Below are 18,984 nucleotides of genomic sequence, written 5' to 3'. Positions count from 1 at the left end.
GCATGTCGGACGACACCGCCGACCTCGAATGGTTGATCATGCGGCACGCGAAAGCTTCGCGGGACGATGAGACGCTTTCTGATTTCGATCGCCCGCTGAAGGACCGCGGCCGACGGGAGGCTCCGCTCATGGCCCGGCAGCTCGCGCAGGCCGGGCTCCTGCCGGACCTGGTTCTGTCATCGACTTCGAAGCGGACGCGAGAGACAACCGAATTATTCTTAAACACGCTTCGCGAAGTCGAAGATCATGAGCCTGAGGTCCGATATCTTGAGGACCTTTATCTCGCTGACTGGACGACACACGTTAATACGATTGCGGCCGAAGGGGGCGTGGCCCGGCGGGTACTTCTGATTGCCCACAACCCCGGTCTGGAGAACCTTGTCACCGTGCTGACCGGCCAAGCCTGCCATTTACCCACCGCGGCCATCGCGCATGTCACGCTGCCTGTGGCCGCATGGGCTGAGTTTCAGCGGGGCGAAGAAGTCGCCGGCGACAATGTGGTGGGAGTCGGTCAGCTCGAGCAGCTTTGGACTCCAAAAGACCTTCGATAGATATTTTTATCGAATCGACGATTTTTATCGTCGGCAATCATCAGCCGAATCGACCGGTGACGTAGGCGGTTGTCTCGGGCAAGTGCGGGGCGGTAAAAATATCGGCCGTCGGGCCATATTCCATCATGCGGCCCAAGTACATAAACGCGGTGTAATCGCTGATGCGAGACGCCTGCTGCATGTTGTGAGTCACGATGAGAATCGAATACTCGCCGCGCAGTTCCTGAATGAGATCTTCAATTTTCCCCGTCGCGACCGGATCAAGTGCGGAGCAGGGTTCGTCCAACAGTAGAACTTCCGGCTCCGCGGCGATCGCCCGCGCAATGCACAGCCGCTGCTGTTGTCCGCCCGAAAGACCAAGGGCACTCTCTTTAAGCCGGTCTTTCACTTCGTCCCAAAGCGCCGCTCCGCGCAAACTGCGTTCGCACACTTCTTCCAAAAGTGATCGCCGTCGTTCCCCATCGATTCGCAGGGGGTAAACGACGTTTTCAAAAATACTCATCGGGAAGGGATTCGGCTTTTGAAACACCATGCCCATTCGTTTTCGCAACTCGATCACATCGACGGCGGGGTCGTAGATCGAGTCTCCGTTGAGCTTCATTTGGCCTTCAATACGCACGTTGTCGAGCAAGTCATTCATCCGATTAACGCATCGAAGCAACGTACTCTTACCGCAACCGGACGGCCCGATCAGGGCGGTCACCTTATTCAGTGCGATGCCCATCGAGACATCGAACAGGGCTTTTTTCTCGCCGTACCATAAATTGAACTCCTCGATATCGAGGACGTGTGTTTCCTCAAGCGTGGCGCGATGCACGTCGGCGGGAAACGATTCGCCCCGTTCGATCGCCTCCAGCCGCGACTGCGGGTCATTGGACTGGTCATCAGAAACGGCCGGACCACCGCCGAGCAGCCCGGCACCCATGCCGTCAGCCGGGGAACGAAGTTCGGAACCAAAATTCGGTTGTGCCATCGATCTAACAATCACTAGGTGGAATCGGGTTCGGTCGGAGGCGGCTTCGGTTTAATGCGAGCTATCGACGAAATTTGCTTCGAAACGATGTTTCGTGATCTGTCACGAACACATGACGGGGCGGTCAATTAAAACGAATTGCCTTTGAACTTAGCCCTTAATTTACTGCGGAGCCAGATCGCCGCCACGTTGAGTAAAGCGACCAGGGTGATTAGTAACAGCGTCGTCGTAAAGACCATCGGTTTGGCGGCTTCGACATCGGGACTGAGCATTCCGACGTCGAATATATGATAGCCGAGATGCATAAACCGTCGTTCGACGTGGAGGAACGGCGGCTCGGTATCGATCGGCAGTTCCGGTGCGTACTTGACCGCTCCGACGAGCATCAGCGGCGCGACTTCGCCGGCTCCTCGCGCGACGGCGAGAATTGTTCCGGTCAGAATGCCGGGCAAGGCCCGCGGCAGAACAATTTTCTTGATCGTTTGCCATTTGCTGGCGCCGCACGCGTATGAACCCTCTCGCATTGTATTGGGGACGGCTGAGAGCGCCTCTTCGGTCGCCACGATCACGACAGGCAGAGTCAGCAGTGCCAGCGTCAACGAGGCCCAGAGAACGCCGCCGCCACCGAAGACGGGGCTTGGACTGGCTCGAAAGAACCCGTCGAAAAACGGCACGTGCCCGAGAATCACAAACAATCCACCGAATACGGCAGTCGCCCAGACACCGATCACGCCGCACAGAATCGCACGCTGGGTCCAACCGGCACTCTGCCAACTGGCGCGAAGGACGCTGAACCATAACCCCACGCCGCCCGCGAAAATCACAGCCCAAGCGAGGAGTACCCCGATCCAAATCGGCCCACTCCATGGACGCAATCCGATTTCTTTCGGTCCACCGTCGATAAATGAGCCGATCGTGTAGATCAGGAAGCCCAGCCCGAACACGCCGAACACGATGCTTGGCACGCCCGCGAGATTGTTGACTGCGATGCGAATGATGCTGACGATCACGCCGCCCTTCGCGTATTCGCGGAGATACAGTGCCGCGAGTACGCCGAACGGAACGACCGCGATCGTCATGACGAGCGTCATCGCGACCGTCCCCCAGATCGCCGGAAGAACCCCGCCCTCGGTATTCGCTTCGCGGGGCTCGGTCGTCAGGAACTCACCCCAACGAGAAAAATAAACGCCGGCCCGCCCCTGCGTCGTAAGTTGATTCGCAGGATAGGCCCTGATGATTTCCGCGATCGGAGCGGAAACCGTTTCGGGCACGCCCGGACCTCCAGCTATCTCAAATACGAGAGCGTACGGCTCGTTCATCTGTTTCAACGATTCGATCTTCTGAACGATCTCCTCGTTGGGAAACTTTAGCCGTTTCTCAGTCTCCAAATAGCTATCAACGGCTCGGCGTGCTTCGCCGGTCAGCGATGCCAACAATTCTTTCAACTCGGCCCGCACCGGCTCGGCGGCTGCTTCGACTTCGTCGTTCGCTTCTTTAGCCAACTTCGAAAACGCCGCTGCGGCCTGCGGGCGTGACTCGCCAAATCGTCTTGTGAATGCGGAGGCGAGTTGGTCGTTGCTCTCCATCGAGTCTTCGAGTGCGTCGAGGAACACAATCTTCTCGACCGCCTCGCCCCGAATTGCGTCGGCCCGCTGACCGGTTTCGCGTTCCGCGTCGAGAACCTCCTGGCGAGCGGCTTCGGTTTCCTGGCTGAGTTCGCCGATCTCGAATTTCCCCAGTCGCTTCTGCTCATGAACTCGCTCGGCGATTGAGTCGTGCAGTACCGAAAAACGCTCCCACGCCTCAGCGGACCCGTTTGTCGATTTAATGATCGCATCGACCGTCGATCCTTCAGGTAATTCAGCAAGAGGGAGGGGATCGCCGCCGTCAACGACTGCGGACAGTTCGGCCTCAGCACCGGTCTTGGCCGCATATTGGTCAAGAAATGACTTCGAGTTTTCGACCCGAAGCGCTGCCAACCGATCTCGCAGCGACTCGCCGATTTCGGAGAGGGTCGCCTGCTGCTGCTCGTCGAGACGATAGACGTTGCCGTCAATAAACGCCGCGAGTTGTTGCAACTGCTCCTCATCCGCGGAAGGTTGACGTTCGAACCGCGCTTCAAATGCGATTGGGATTCCGATCAGCCTGCCCCACGAGTATCGCTCCGCGACAACCGCCCATTCGGGAGTACTGGTCGACCCATCGACAATCTCGAATTCCCGGACATATCGGTAAGGACTTCCGGTCACGTCTTTATTGTCGACGCGGATCAGCGTCTGCGAAATGCGGGCCTGATCTTCCTTGCCGAGCAACTCCATCGCGACGGCTTGGGTCGCGGCCGGCAGCCCTTTGGCAAAGTCTCGCGTCAGTATGAATGTGGACTGGTCGACGGTTTCGCCCAGTAACTCGTGCGGCTGGCCATCCTCCGGCATGTAGACGGTGATCGCCTCGATGCGACCGGGCCAAAACGTGCGGGCACCTTCGTAGATGATCTTTGCCAGCAGCAGCAAAATCATCGCGAGGCAGGCAATGAGCGCGCCACTGCACAACCAAAGCATCGGCTCATTACGAGCAGCCATGGCCGAAAAAGGTCCCGGGCGACCTTTCGGATCGCGTCGGACCGTTCGGGCTGAACGCTCACCGTGATCGGGACTTTGGGGGGTGGGTTCGCTCATAGCTGAGACGCGCGTTTGCGGAACCGAATGCGTACGATTTCCGCGACGGTGTTGACGATGAAGGTCAGGATGAACAGCAGCAGGGCGCACAGGAACAGAATCCGAAAGTGCGTGCTCCCTTTGACGGCTTCAGGAAGCTCAACGGCGATGTTCGCCGAGAGCGTGCGAAAGCCGTTGAAGATATTGAAATCAAGGATCGGCGTGTTACCCGCGGCCATCAGCACGATCATCGTCTCACCGACGGCGCGTCCCAGGCCCACCATGAGTGCGGAAAACAAACCGCTCATCGCCGTGGGCAGAACCACTCTCATGGCGGTCTGCCAGGGGGTCGCCCCCGAACCCAACGAGGCCGAGCGCAATTGCTGCGGGACGGACATCAGGGCGTCGTCCGCGAGTGTGAAGATGATCGGGATGATCGCGAATCCCATCACGAAACCGACGATGAACGCATTTCGCTGATCGAAGCTGCCGATCAGCGAATTCCTCGGGTCGAGGTCGAGGCCGGTCAGCGATCCGAATTGAATGAGCGCCCATGAAAGTAAGTACGTTCCGGCGAGCACGATCAGCCCGGCGACAGCGAACTTGCCCAAGTCCGCTGCCGTGCAGGCAGAACGGGACCAGTTTCTTGTAGCGTTAATCAAAATAGGCGTCACGAATGTTCGGGCCAGCAACGCGACGACCAGCGTGACCAGTGGCGTCAGGATCAAAAACCAACCGCCGATTCCGCTCCCTTTTCGTTCCGAGAACCAGAGCAGGATGTTTCCTCGAAACAACACGTCTTCAACGATCGGCCCCAACAGGTAGGCTGCGAACACGCCGGCCAAGGCCGTCACCGCAGCGAAAAACATGCGACCATTCTCAAGCCGCAGCGCGACGCGGACCGGGAGCATCTGCCACAGGTAGGCACCAGTCAACAACGCCAGCGGCACGATGAACGGGACGAGCAGAATCATCGGCAGCCACTTCTCGACGTACGGAGCGATCACAATGGCCGCGACATAACCGAGGACGACACTCGGCAAGCTGGCCATGTTTTCGATCGTCGGCTTGATCGCCGGACGCCAACGCGACGGCATAATTTCACTGGTATAGATCGCGGCCATCAGCGCGAGCGGCGCGCCAAACAGCATCGAGTAAAACGTGGCCTTGAGCGTCCCGAAGATGATCGGGCCGAGGCCGAACTTCGGTTCGGTCGCGTCGCTGGCCGACGTCGACTGCCACACGCTCGCGGGTGCCGCGTATCCCTCATACCAAATGGGCGCAAAGAGTCCGGCGAGACTCGCGGCGGGATGACCGATTTCGACTTTGCCCCGAAACAGATCGTGATCTTCGGACACGCCGTAAATCGACGATCGCTCCGCCTGCGGCGTCAGCGCGAGGTGCTTCGCGGGAGGGCCGTCGCGAACGAAGTCGACCATGCGCCGTTCGTTGGTCGTCTGAATCAGGCTCAGTGAACCGTCGGCGTAGCCGACGGCGACGGTGCGATCTCGAGGCGAGGGACCCAATCCCGACACGGCCGCCTCGGTCGGACCTCGGCCGTATTCGTGAGCCCGCGTCAGCAGGTAGCCGTCATCCGGCAAGACTGTTTCGGTTTCGTCTTCGACCGGCCGATTCGTACCGGCGAAGTCGGGCGTATCGCGGACGGGGAACCAACCCGTGAGGTCGCCTTCGGAATCGCCGATCAACAGCGTCGTTCGACCGGCGGCAAGCTTCACGCTGGTCACGGTGCGCCCCGCCGGCACGACCTTCAAGCTCTCGGCGAGATACCATTTTCTCGAATCGTCGAGCGAATACCGAAACAGCGTCCCGTCTTCCCAAATCAAATACAAACGCGATCCCGACTCGCCCATCAGCAGGAAGTTCGGTTGTGACGTTGGGGCGCCATCGACCGGCAACTCGACTTGATCGGCCGGTTCCGACGTGACTTCTCCCGTGAAGATGTTTTCCGACTGCTTAATGCGGAACAGGAGCAGCCGTCGCTCTTCCGACCAGACGGCCACGACCGGGCCGCTTGACGTTCCCACGACGTCGATCAACGTCACCGGCGAATCGGCAACGTCGAGCGGTTCGTCGGGGAGATCGAACTCGACCCGTTGCACTCGAAATTGCCCTCGCGGGGTGACTTCAACAATTCCGCCGTCATAGATTCGGGTTTGATTCGTCGCGAGAGACCGAACCTCTTCAGGCACCGACTCAGCTTCGAGAAAATCGGTTTTGAAGGCCGCTAGTCCGGTAACGACGCTACCGTCCGCAAATCCGAACGCGATGTCAGGCTGATCAAAGGCGATCGAGAACGCGGTGACATCTCGGCCGTCATCCTGCGTTGAAACGACGCTGCGCGTGCTGATCGATTCCCCGGTGCGCGTCGAAAAACTGGTGATTGACCCGTCTTCGCCGGCCCCCCAGCCGATCACGTCGTACTCGTCAACGCGGAACCCGCGACTGACGTCGAGTGAGGAGTCTGTCTGCGGGAGAGCGACTGGAGTGATTTCAGCCGGCTGAAAAAGAGGGACCACTTCCCAAACCAGCAACACGCCGACGAGAAAGACGGCACCGATCGTCCCGATGCCGCCCACGGTGATGACCGACGCGGCGAATTGGTCCGCAAATTTGACCGTGCGGCGCGTGCTGAGCTGTCGTTTCCGGCCGGTAAATGCGGAAGTTTTCTCTGCCATAGTCTCTGGTCGATCAGCCCGGACCGAGTGCATTTCTCCCTGACTCGGTCGGGATCGCGTCAGCCCGGTTGATGCGGGCTGACTATATTCCCCGAACGCAATCCGGCGTTCTGCTTCAAGGGGGGCTTTTACAAAATGGCGTAGTTCGCTCAGGCGTTATTCACTGGGGAGCGGTTCGCTGAGGGAGTGTGAGGTATTCAAGACGCTAAAGCAGCCGAACGCGGAACGCAATCGGCCCCCGTCCGGCTGCCTGCGGCCCATCGGTTTACTCAATCCCGACGCTCTTCAACTGCCGCTTGGCGAAGACGGCGGGCACGGGGAAGTAGTCATCTTTGACGACGGCTTCCTGCCCCTGCTTGCTGAAGATGTACTTAACGAATTCACGACGCAGCGGATCGAGATCCTTGTTCGGCTGCTTGTCGACGATCAGATTCAGAAAGCGGAATAAGGGGTACTTGCCGCTGTAGACGTTTTCTTCGATCGGCTCGAGCGCTTCCCCACCGGCCGATGGGGCAACCGCGATCGCTTTCACGCCCGGCGTCTTGTAACCGATGCCACTGTAGCCGATCCCCGCCTTGTCACCGGCGATGCCCTGCACGACCGAGGCGCTGCCGGCTTGTTCTTTCACGATGTCTTTAAAATCACCGTCGCCCAACGCCACGTCTTTGAAGTAACCGTAGGTGCCCGAGGCGGCGTTGCGTCCGTAGAGGCTGATCTTCCGACGAGCGAGAGGTCCGTCGACCCCAGCCTGACTCCAGATCGTGATGTCATCACTGTGGCCGAGCTTGCGGGTCTTAGAGAAGATCGCATCGAGTTGCGGCAGCGACAGGGCGTCGACCGGGTTGTCCTTGTGAACGAAGACGGCAAGCATGTCGATGCTCGAGTTCAGAACCGTCGGCTTATAGCCTTTCTTCTTGGCGAAGGCGGACATTTCCGCTTCCTTCGGCGGGCGACTCATCATGCCGAAGTTGATTTTGCTTTCGGTCAGAGCCGGGGGTGCGGTGCTCGACCCTTTCGCTTCGCTGTCGACTTTGACGTTCGGGTAAAACTTCAGAAAACCCTCGGTCCAGTAGGTGGCGAGATTCGCCATCGTGTCGGAACCGGCGGTCGAAATCGTACCGGAAATACCCGGAACCGGCTTATATTCCGGCAGCTTCGGATCAACCTTGGCCTGGGCGAAGGCGACAGAGCCGGCGGTGGTCAAGACGACCGCGGCGGCGATGGTCGATGATGTCAGGAACTGACGCAGCATCATTTGTCTCCATGGGAAATTGGGAAACTTGGGGCTCAGACCGCATCGTCGCGGCGAATGTTAACTTTTGATGAATCGAGAGTGAGTCTCGTCACAAATCAACCGATGTCAATCTGCCGCGTGACTTTGCCGGACTGCGCCCGTGGCTCGATTCGAGCCAGTAACCCGCAGAATCGCTGCATCGTTGACGTATGCATTTGCAGAGCGATAATGGGCGGTTCGCGTATGGGCAGCGTCATAGCTCACTTCGCGTCGTTCCTCCCGCGGGGTCGCAAGGCGGTCTCAAGTGCGGCGGGCATCGGTGAACCGGGTCAGGCCGTAACAGGAGCAGCCCTAAGCTAGGTGTTCCGGGTGTGCTTGGGGCCGCCTTTCGCCCTCGCGGGAAACATTCGCCCAAATCGTTCGCAACGCCGGGCGAATGATGATTCGGACCGTTCGCAGCTCGAAGAGGATCACATTCAGGCCTTCGAGCGGGCTCTCGCGAAGCCGAACTTGATCGAGGCTGACGTGGAACCGAGCCGACATTACACCGTTCTGGCCCGACGATATCGGCCCCAAACGTTCGACGAGGTCGTCGGGCAATCGCACGTCGCCGGAGCTCTGCTCAACGCGATCCGTAAAGATCGGGTCGCCCACGCCTATCTCTTCACCGGCGCCCGCGGCGTTGGAAAAACATCGACGGCCCGCATTTTCGCCAAGGCGCTCAACTGCCCCAACGTCGTTGACGGCGTCCCCTGCAATGATTGCGACCTCTGCCAGGCGGTTTCCGCGGGCAGCGATGTCGACGTCATCGAGATCGACGGAGCCTCGAACAACGGAGTCGAAGATGTCCGCTCGCTGCGGGCGAATGTCAACGTGAAGTCGATGCGGTCGCGATACAAAGTTTACATCATCGATGAAGTTCACATGCTGTCGCGGGGAGCGTTCAACGCGTTGCTCAAGACGCTGGAAGAGCCGCCGCCGGGAGTGAAGTTCGTCTTCTGCACCACCGAGCCGACGAAGGTGCCCGATACAATTCGGTCGCGATGCCAGCGATTCGACTTCGGCACCGTCGACACTCAAAAGATCGTCCTGCGTTTGAAGGAGATCGCGACCGCCGAGGGTTTCGAGGTCGAAGCCGAAGCGCTCGAGCTTGTCGCCCGCCGAGCCGGCGGGTCGATGCGGGACAGCCAGTCTCTGTTCGACCAGTTGCTCGCATTCGGTGGCGATGTCATTTCAGTCGCTGATGTGAATCGACTGTTCGGGACCGCCTCCGACGATCGACTGACCGCCCTGATCGCAGCCGCCATCGAATCACGACCCGACAACGTCTTACGAGAACTCGACGAGGCGCTCGTCGATGGCGTGCAGATCGGCGAGTTGATTGATCAGGTCGTCGCCTACTTGCGCGATCTGATGCTGCTGGCGGCGGGTGCTGAGACCGTCGGCTTGAGTTCGGTTGGCGAGTCGCAGCGGCCTGCCCTTCTCACTCAGGCGAAGACGTGGGGGCTCGATTCCGTTACGGCCGCCCTGCAAATCGCAGCCGAGGTGAAACTGCGAATGGCCCGCGTGGCATTCGGCAGAACGCTCGTCGAATTGGCCCTCGTGCGGATGGCTTCGCTCGGTTCGCTCGACGATCTCGGCGCATTGATCGCGTCGCTCAAAAACGGCGAAGCCGTTGCGGTCGAGACGAGTCAAAACCGCATCGCGGCGCCCGCGCCGCCGCGCAAACAGCCGCCACAACCGGCTGCGAACGAGCCTGGGCCGCAAAAAAAAAGTGACGAGAGCGTCGAAAAGTCGCCCGAAGTAGCTCCTGCGGGTAGGGATTCTACTGATTTTGTTAGACTACAGGCCGGGCAGGAAGAGCAATTGAAGGCGCAACTTGTTTCAGAATCGGTAGATGCGATTCGCGCCCACTTGCAGACGGCGTCAATAGCAATTCTCGGGCCAGATCACCTAGAGTTGGTCTTTCCCAAGAGCTATAGTTTCGGGCGGGCTTACTTCGACGATCCGCCGAACCGCGCCCGTTTCGAAAAACATCTGGAGTCGCTGACTGGGAAGCCCGTTCGGGTGACCGCACGGATTGACGATTCGAAGACCGCGGAGCCGCCATCGAATCGATCTCGCCCGAAAGGGCGATCCTCACGATCGGAATTGCTGAAGGAGATACCGGACGACCCATTCTTACAGGACGCCGTCCGGGTGTTTGATGTCAGAGAAGTTCGCCGGCTGTTCGACGCGTGACCCCGCCGCAGACCGGGGTGGGCATCGCAACCGCCTTTCGGATCTCAGGGAGCACGAAAATGTTTAAAGGATTGGGTGACATGGCGGGCCTGCTGAAACAGGCTCAGCAAATGCAGGCCCGCATGAAGGAAATGCAGGACAAGCTGGCCGAAGCCCGCGTGACCGGTGCGTCGGGCGGTGGGATGGTCACCGTCGAAATGTCGGGGCAGCAGAAAGTGCTGGCTGTCACGATCGACCCGGCGCTGATGGAAACGCCTGATGCCGAAGTGCTCAGCGATCTTGTTGCCGCCGCGACGAACGATGCGCTCGACAAGTCCCGAGAACTGGCCCGCGAAGCGACGGGTGAAATGGCCGGTGGGATGAACATCCCCGGTCTTGAGAACATCGTGGGCGGCTTGGGCGGCTCATGAACACACTTCCGACTCCCTTCAACTTCGGTCTGCCATTCTTCTTCCGATGTTCCAATCGGTCGGCAGCCCCCACCATCTCATTGCGAGGCGGTCTCGAGCCGCAAATGCCATGCAGCTAAATTTCTCTCAGCAAATGAAGATGAGCCAGCAGATGAAGCTGGCTCCGCGGATGATCCAGTCGATGGAGATTCTGCAATTGCCGGTCATGGCGTTGCAGGAACGGATCGATCAGGAGCTCGCCGAGAACGTCGCGCTCGAAATGAAAGAGAACGAGAGCGACATCAGCGATACCGAAGCGGAAGTTGAAGCCGAAAAAGCGCGGGAAGATGTTGAGACGGAAAAGCACGAACGCGAAGAACTCTCGATGGAGAGCGACCGCGAATTCGAACGCCTCGTCGAGATGTCGAGCGAATGGCCCGACGACAACCTCGGTTCGGGCTCCAAGGTCTCATCCAATCGCATGGACGAAATGGGAGATCGTCAGCACGATGCGATGGCGAACATGCTGGCCCGCCCGCAGTCGTTGACCGACTCATTGCTGGAACAGTTCGGCTTCTTCAACGTCCCGCCGGAGATCGGAGAGTTCGGCGATTTTTTGATCCAGAATCTCGACAAAGACGGTCGCCTGCAGGGATCGCTCGAAGAGACCATCATGCTCTTCGGCAAGCCGATCACCGAAGAAGATGCCACAACGACCCTCGGCCTGATTCAGATGCTCGACCCGCCCGGCGTAGGGGCTCGCGACGTCAAAGAATGCCTGCTGCTGCAAATCAAACCGGAGACTCCCTATCGCGATGCCCTGATCACGCTCATTTCCGGGCATCTTGAAGACCTCGCCCAGAACCGCATTCCGATCATTCAAAAGAAGACCGGCCTCGACATTGAAACGATCAAGGCCGCGACCGAAGAACTGGCGCACCTCGACCCTTATCCCGGGCGCGGGTACACCGACGAAACGTCGCAAAACGTCACACCCGACGTTGAAATCACACGCGACGATTCCGGCAAATACAAAGTTCGTTTGCTCGATGAATGGACGCCCAGCCTGAAAATCAGCCCTTACTATCTGAAGCAACTTCGCAACGATCCGGACGCCCAGACCAAAGAGTACATCAAGAAGAAAATTGATTCGGCGAAGTGGCTGATCGAATCGATCGAGCAGCGCAACAACACATTGCGGCGCGTCTCACAGGCGATCGTCGATCACCAGCGCGACTTCTTCGAAGACGGGCCGGAAGCAATCGCACCTTTAAAGATGCAGCAGATCGCTGATGTCGTCGGCGTTCACGTAACAACGGTGTCGCGGGCGGTCGACGACAAGTGGGTGCAGACACCCCGCGGTTTGTTCCCGCTCAAACGCTTCTTTGGCGGCGGCACTCAGACATCCGATGGCGACGAAGTCGCGTGGGACATCATCCGGATGAAACTCAAAGAGATCGTCGACAACGAAGACAAAAGCAACCCGCTCTCCGACGACGCTCTGGTCGAAGAACTCAAAAAGCACGGCTACAACCTCGCGCGACGGACGGTCACGAAGTACCGCAAGAACATGGATATCCCGTCGTCGCGACAACGACGCGAGTATTAAACCAAGTCTCTCGACCGCCTCGCACCGCGTTATATTTTTGTCGCGCCGCAGCGTGCCGCTCTGCGCCCCCGCTTCTCACGCGGACGCGAGTCCGAGGTCACGGATACGCTGAAATGCGCGCAGACGACTTTGGTCGATGCCGACCGATCTGACGTTTCGCCCCTTTGCACGGGCGAGTGGTGCGGTCAAAATGTATCTCCGCGTAAAACGCTGTGCGTCGCTACGAACTGCACTCGGCTGTTCGCGACATGCTCGGACTTGAGAGTCCCCCACGTGTCGCTGCGATGGGTGGCTCGCCAACCCCGTTTCACCGAGACAACTGCACCGAGACGACTACACCAACACGACCGCACCGAACGCCCGCCGCCACCGACAGATCACACCTGGTGTTACCTATGCCAAGAAACTTTCGGCTCCCGCTCGAAAGAAGCGTCGCGGTCGTTCCTGTGCTCGCGACGATGCTTGTATGCGTTCTCTCGATTGAGGCACGGTGCGCCGACGCAGAGCCGGTCGCCGCGGTCGCGAAGCGGTCAATCGCGCAGTTGAACGATCCGTCGTACGACGTGCGGCAATCGGCCGAATCGAAATTGGTCGCGTTGGGGATCGCCGCCAAGCCCGCGTTGACCTCGGCGATCAAGACGGGCTCGCCCCACGTCAGTGACGTTTGCCAACGAATTCTCGAGCGGTTAATCGCTGACGACTTCCGTCGCCGATTGAAGGAGTTTGAAGAAGGCGGCGACCCCCTTTCCGAACTCGCCTGGAAACGGTTCCGCGAACAGATCGGGGACAGCGAAGCTCATCGCAAGGCGTTCTCCGAACTCATGCTGGCAGAGCCGGAACTATTTCTGGCTTACACGGAGGGCTTGGAGTCGGCAGCCGAAGCCGTCTCGGAGCGGTTTGCGCGAATGCTCTACCGCCCGCGAACGTATCTCGTGTCGATCAGGCAACCGACGGCCGACCTCGAATCGATGCTGGCGATGATCTTTTTGCTTTGTGATCCTCGAATCGATCCGGCGTCGGTCGCAAACGATTTGCAGCAGGTGCTCAGCAACACGCGGCGGCACCTCAAAGAGATCACCGCCAATCCGATCTACCGGGAGATTCTCGACGCAGGACTGATGCGATTGGCAGGCACTCAGAACAACGACAGTCGAGTTTATTCCACCTTATCGCTGGCAGCGTCGCTCAACTGCGAGCAAGCGACGCTCAAAATGGCGGCATCGATTCTGTCCGGGCGAGTGAAAACCCGGCCCCAATATTTCGCCGCCGCCCTCGGAGCGGTTGGCTCCATTCACAAAGAGAAATCGATCCCGGCTCTTCAATCCTTCCTGCACGATCACCGCATCGTCACAGGGGCGATGAAACGTGGCTCACGGCAATACGCATCGATCCAGGTCAGTGACATCGCGGCCTTTTGGATCGCACGCTCGCTGGAAATTCCGACCGACGAGCATTGGGCAACGCAGGTCAAGAATTTTGTGAAGAACATCGAACGCAGCCCCCATTCGGCAATTCACTACTCCAATTATCGACTCAAGACTGACGACGAGCGGCCCAAACTCATCGCGAAAATCGAAGCGAAGCTGAAGTCGCGGCCGTACCCCGTTGAGTCGATTCGACCGGTTGTTACGCCCAAAGCAACAGGCTCGGTGAAGTACGAATCGCAACGAACTTCCTTCACCGCCCGTGCCAAGGCCGCGCCGGAACCCGACTACCCGATCGTGGAAGCATTGATCGCCCGCCAACTCGGCCGCGCCGCTGCCGCGATCGAGGACGGAGACCTCCAGTCGGCCTTGGCGGTGCTTTCCTCACTGCAGAAGGCCGGTCCGCCCGAGGCGCTGGTGTTCGAATCGCCCCGCGTCTTCCGGACGCTCGTCGTTTGGGCCGAGAATCTGTTCCTGATGCTTTCTCCTGACGAACTGAGGCAATATCAGATCCTCTTCGGTGCAACAGGCAAGGCCGCGCTTCAGCAGGCGACAAACGAAGGCCCGTCAGCGATCGCCGACGTCGCGATTCAATACCCGTACACCGAGGCTGGCCTCGAAGCGTTGGTGCGGCTCTCGCTGCACCTGCGAGATCGGGGAGAGTTCTCCGAAGCACTGATCCTCGCACGGCGGGCCGAGCGGATGGACGACGTGATGAGCGGAGAGGAGCGACCGTCACTGCCAGCTATCGTCGCCGATCTTGAAGCCCGAGGACCGCTCGGTGGAACCGGCAAACGCCTCGACCGGCAATCGGTCGGTGAAGCGGATCCGAACAAGAGCCGAAACCCCTATCTGGTCACGGAATGGTCGAAGCCCTTTGACCGGTCGCTGCGATCGGAATATCACAGCGCTCAAGGCCCCAATTTTGCGTCGGTTCGTCCCGGCATCGGCAGCGAAGTCGTTGCGGTGGCCCGCACCTCCGAACTGTCGGCATTCGATACGACCTCGGGCGAGCACATGTGGACGGCGCAATTCCCACAGCGAGAATTGAGAGACCTTGGGGCCTCTTCTGAAGCCAGTTGGAATAGTCTTCCCAAATGGTGTCGGCTCGACCCGCTATCCGACGCGGTCGTTCATGACGGCCACCGCATCTACGCCACTGCCGATCGTTTCGAAGGACTCGGCCCGCTCGAAGCATCGATCATCGTCAACCGGTCCGGCAGGGTTCGAATTGCGTGGCCCAGCGAAGAACGTGATCCGGAGTTGCGGGCTTACGACGCCGTAACCGGTCGGCTCGCCTGGTCACTCGGACGTTCGAGCGATCGCGCAAAAAATGAGCCTCAAGGGCGAATTATTTCGCCCCCGGCGGTGAGCAATTACGGCGTGCTTGTCGTCACCGAAACAGAGAGTGAAACCCGGCTGATCCTGATCGATCCTGAGTCGGGTCGGCAGACCCGCTCGTGGCCCATTGCGCTGCCGTTGGCCTACGCACAGCCGTCCCGCTATGTCTATCGCGGCATTCCTGCCGGACTTCAAACTCGGCGATTGGCCGCACCGACCGTCGACAAAGATTACGGCGTCGCGGCCGCCCCCGACGGACAGTTCGCCTGTATCGATTTTGCATTGGGAGCCGTGCGCTGGTCACGCAATGTGATCCTTCCTGAGTCACCCACGACCGCCTCGGTCCGGCGGATTTCAGGCGGAGCCGAAAAAGACTTCTGGGTCATCGCGCGACCCGATCGCTGGATCAGCAATCGTGCCCTGATCACGGGCGAGACCATCTTGCTTACGGCGATCGGATCGGATGAGTTGATCGCCGTGAATGCGACCAACGGGGAATCCCGTTGGACGATCCGTCGCGAGGACGGGATCGACATCAGCGTGCATGGCGATCGGCTCATCATTGTCGGACGCCGGACCGTTCGTCTGTTCGATCTTGCCGACGGGACGCCAACACAGGTCGCCCGAGTCCGCCTCGGACGCCGACAGCCGTCCGGCCCCGGAGCAGTCTATGGGAAAGACTTTTACCTTCCATTCGACTCCGGCGAGATCGGCCGAGTCGCGCTCTTCGACGGAAGTCTCGCCGTCCTCGCGTCGGACCGCCCACTCGCCGGTCCGACTGGCTTGTTCCCACTCGAGCGGGGATTGTTGGTTGTCGACACGAAAGCCGTCTCCGAATTTCAACCGGCGAACGAGCGGGACGGCAACGGTCCCGCCGGTCCCTCATGGATTCGCTCAGCAAGGGTCGCCCAACTTGCCGGAGACCCGGCGACCGCGATCGACCTACTACATCGAACCGATGAAGATTCTCGAACCCCGGAAGTGGACCGAACACGCCTGAAGTTGCTCGCATCGTTATTTGCAGAGCAAACGACCGGGTTCGATCAACAGTTCGATCGCTTCTGTAAAGAGATCGCAGCGGTCCCCGAATTGTGCGCGACCTTGCTGCACACCGCTGCCGCCCTTCAAAGTCGAGGCGCCCAAGATGAATTGGCCCGACTGCTCTCAGAAGTCGATCCGACCGAATGGACTGATTTGGAGCCAATTCGCCGGGCCGCCGGCTATCGCATTCGCCCGCACGTCTGGCTGAAGAAATTGCGCCAGCACGTCGAAATCGAGAGCAAGACCACCCAAATATCGTCCAGCTCTCAAGAGCCTGTCATCAATGTCCCCGCACATGACTGGCCCGCACGGCTTAAAGTCGATGCCGAGCAAAAGCCCGATGCGGTACTTTCCAGAAGCATCACTTCGCAGGTCGCGATTCGGAACTTTTATGGCGACGGCTCACCCGTCATTGCCGTACATGATCCCCGGCAACGAAAACTAAATGTGCGGGACGGAAAACTTCGCAGCTTGTTTGAGGCAAAATTGCCCACACCGGCCGCACGCATCAGCAATGTCGATCTCTACGCGCGACTCCCGGGCGTGCAGATCGACCAGGTGCTTGCCGTCGCTCGAGGAGACGCGATTTTCGCCCTCGACCTCAGCGAGAAACCGGTCGTTGATTCTGAAACCGAAGGCGAGAACCGCATCCTCTGGAAGGCTGATCGGTGGGACGCCGGACGTCAGCCACTCGAGACGACGTTGCTCAGCGGAGTCCTGAACCAAAATCGGGCGAGGCCTCGGGTCACCTTCTGGCCGATCGCCGCAAACGCCGAGGCCGTATTCTTTCAGCAATCGCAAATCTTAAGGGCTGTCGACCCCCAAACCGGACAAGTACGCTGGGAACGCGACGATTTTGACTCCGGCTGCGATCTGTTGGTGAGTCGAGGACGCTTGGTCGTCTCGCCGCCGCTGTCTGAGCGTGCTTATGTACTCGATGCGTTGGACGGGAGCCTGTTGCGTGAGGTCTCAGCCGTCCCGTTTGCACAGCGACGACAGTACTACGACGGCCTAATTGTGCGGGTGGTCGAAGACGGACCGGAACGCTGCGTCGGGCTCTACGACCCGGTCACCGAGGCTTACGTGTGGAAGAAGACACTAGAGGTCGGCACATGTCTCGATGCAGACGCATCGCGCCTCTACGCATTAAATGAGCGCGGTCAACTGCAATTGATCGATCTTGCCGAGGGCGATGTCGAAGCCGTCTTACAAACCGAAGGTCTCGAAGACTTCGTCAACCTGCACGTCATCAGCGGTGGAGCGACCCCGGTTCTGTTGGTTGAAGTACCCGATCAATCGCAGGACAGGCGCATTAACAATCGATATAATCGCGGATCGGTATCGGCTGCCTCGGCGATCTGCCTCGGCATCGACACCGCAAAGGGAAAATTGGCATGGTCGAAGTTAGTAAAGGCCCAATCGGCCTTGGTTGACCAACCGACCGGCCTGCCGTTCGTATTCTTCTGCGGTCGGTATTCGCCGATTACGGTGCTCAACGGCAGGACCTCAATTCGATCTGCCAAATACTCATCATTGATGCTCGATCGGCGATCCGGTGCCGTGCTCCACAAGCACGAGCAGAACGCACGCTACAACGTCTGTTATCGATACGAGGCCGCCGAAGATGGCCTCATCGAAGTAAGAACCTCCCAAGAGCGGCTGGTTGTCCGAGCCGCCCGGGACGACGAGCCGGTCGAAGCCGTACGCGGGGCGGCTTCACCGTAGTACGTCGCCGATGCGGTCCGCCGCCACAAATGAACGCTCAAATCTTCGATTGATCAGCAAGAGGTCGGCTGAATAAATTAAAGCTTTTCAAACCCGACCTGAGCGGGCCCGGGTGGCTTAATCGCCGATCCGTTCCATCGGCTCGATGATGCGAGACGGCGAAGAGCACGCTCAGGCCTTTGAAGAATCTTGACCGGCCTCAGCCGTCGAACTCATCCCCGCATGAACCATCAAGCCTGCCAGGCAGGCGATGGCGATGAACAGTGAACAGTAGAGCTTCGCGGACTCTTCGACGATCACCGAAACCAACGTCGGCGGCTCGGTCAACGTATCGATTGCCGTATGCACCACGAAACACGCCACGGCGACTCCGATCAATCGGAGAAACGACAAATACCTGAGTACTGTCGGCAGCAGCAATAGCCCGAACACGACTGCGATGACACCGTAGAGGATCACGATCACGTCATTCCAGCCCCGTATCGTTTTAGAGCTGGTCAGTCCCAGCAGATCGAGCCGGTCGAGGCGATCTCCAATCCGCTCGTGAAACTCGAGCAGCTCGTCCAGAGCAACGAACCCCAGCGCAGCCGACACGACCATCCAATAGAGCCGGACCGCGCGGGACGACCCTGCCGAGAGTAAGAACGTGGCCGACCCGAAGCCGCAGCCGATCGCCAGAAATATGGCCGAGAGGGCCGTAATCGCACCGCGTTCATCGACAAAATTAAATTGCCGGGGTTGCCCGGGCGGCACCAACGCAATCGCCATTACGATATAGATCGCGACTACTGCGGCTAGGCCGAGCGAGAGTGGAACGAAGCGGACAGCACTCGGCGATTTCAACGTCCGCCGACCCGCTTGGAGGCCCGATACCAATGCTTGAAGATAACTGTTGATGATCGCCGCCCTGCCGCTGAAGAATATCCCTGAAGTGCTCTCCGGTGCCAAATTAACATATTGAATCATCAGCCGCGACCAAACGTCACACATCGCCCAAACGAAAGCCGCGACCTGCTGCAAGGACTCCCCTCAATCAATCGTCGCCTCTGTACTTTCTCTTCACTCAATCATTCCCGCCACGCCGCCCAGAGACTTAAGCTTTGAAG

At 59.2% G+C, this 18,984-nt stretch carries 10 protein-coding genes and 1 other RNA gene; 6 read left to right on the top strand and 5 right to left on the bottom strand.

From position 1 onward, the window contains the following. Positions 1 to 2 precede the first annotated feature (2 nt). Complete coding sequence (locus tag Pan189_RS02920) at positions 3 to 551, top strand: SixA phosphatase family protein (RefSeq protein WP_145362467.1); 549 nt, start codon at positions 3 to 5, stop codon at positions 549 to 551. Positions 552 to 591: 40 nt separating this feature from the next. On the opposite strand, the gene pstB is transcribed toward Pan189_RS02920, so the two are convergent. From pstB to Pan189_RS02900, 4 genes are all read right to left on the bottom strand, one after another. Then, positions 592 to 1,524, bottom strand: coding sequence for a phosphate ABC transporter ATP-binding protein PstB (pstB, locus tag Pan189_RS02915; protein ID WP_310821006.1), 933 nt, complete (start codon positions 1,522 to 1,524; stop codon positions 592 to 594). Positions 1,525 to 1,652: 128 nt separating this feature from the next. Next, positions 1,653 to 4,103 (bottom strand): phosphate ABC transporter permease PstA, encoded by a 2,451-nt coding sequence (locus tag Pan189_RS21190; RefSeq protein WP_310821005.1) that lies wholly within the window; start codon positions 4,101 to 4,103, stop codon positions 1,653 to 1,655. Between the two features lie 92 nt (positions 4,104 to 4,195). Further along, the gene (locus Pan189_RS02905; RefSeq protein WP_145362466.1) at positions 4,196 to 6,874 is read right to left on the bottom strand and encodes an ABC transporter permease subunit; all 2,679 of its coding nucleotides are present in this window, start codon (positions 6,872 to 6,874) and stop codon (positions 4,196 to 4,198) included. Positions 6,875 to 7,139: 265 nt separating this feature from the next. After that, entirely contained in the window at positions 7,140 to 8,129 is a 990-nt protein-coding gene (locus tag Pan189_RS02900) for a PstS family phosphate ABC transporter substrate-binding protein (protein ID WP_145362465.1), read from the bottom strand. Between the two features lie 272 nt (positions 8,130 to 8,401). Between Pan189_RS02900 and ffs the strand changes: the two genes are divergently transcribed. The 5 genes from ffs (at position 8,402) to Pan189_RS02875 (ending at position 17,878) form a co-directional block, all read left to right on the top strand. Beyond that, positions 8,402 to 8,497: signal recognition particle sRNA small type (gene ffs / locus Pan189_RS02895), an RNA gene on the top strand. Next, positions 8,484 to 10,349, top strand: a complete 1,866-nt coding sequence (gene dnaX / locus Pan189_RS02890) for a DNA polymerase III subunit gamma/tau (protein ID WP_310821003.1) — start codon at positions 8,484 to 8,486, stop codon at positions 10,347 to 10,349. The genes ffs and dnaX overlap by 14 nt, the downstream gene beginning before the upstream one ends. A gap of 59 nt (positions 10,350 to 10,408) precedes the next feature. Then, the gene (locus Pan189_RS02885; RefSeq protein ID WP_145362463.1) at positions 10,409 to 10,759 is read left to right on the top strand and encodes a YbaB/EbfC family nucleoid-associated protein; all 351 of its coding nucleotides are present in this window, start codon (positions 10,409 to 10,411) and stop codon (positions 10,757 to 10,759) included. A 109-nt stretch (positions 10,760 to 10,868) separates the two neighbouring features. Further along, positions 10,869 to 12,347, top strand: a complete 1,479-nt coding sequence (gene rpoN / locus Pan189_RS02880; RefSeq protein WP_145362462.1) for an RNA polymerase factor sigma-54 — start codon at positions 10,869 to 10,871, stop codon at positions 12,345 to 12,347. 395 nt (positions 12,348 to 12,742) lie between these two features. Beyond that, entirely contained in the window at positions 12,743 to 17,878 is a 5,136-nt protein-coding gene (locus Pan189_RS02875; protein ID WP_310821002.1) for an outer membrane protein assembly factor BamB family protein, read from the top strand. Positions 17,879 to 18,049: 171 nt separating this feature from the next. On the opposite strand, the gene Pan189_RS02870 is transcribed toward Pan189_RS02875, so the two are convergent. Further along, positions 18,050 to 18,844 carry a DUF8692 domain-containing protein gene (locus Pan189_RS02870; RefSeq protein ID WP_310821001.1) on the bottom strand — a complete coding sequence of 265 codons (795 nt, stop codon included), beginning with the start codon at positions 18,842 to 18,844 and terminating at the stop codon, positions 18,050 to 18,052. Positions 18,845 to 18,984: the final 140 nt, after the last annotated feature.

The organism is Stratiformator vulcanicus, assembly GCF_007744515.1.
Taxonomy (GTDB): domain Bacteria; phylum Planctomycetota; class Planctomycetia; order Planctomycetales; family Planctomycetaceae; genus Stratiformator; species Stratiformator vulcanicus.
The sequence above is the reverse complement of the archived record's forward strand: the minus strand, read 5'-3'. Positions and strand labels throughout refer to the sequence as shown.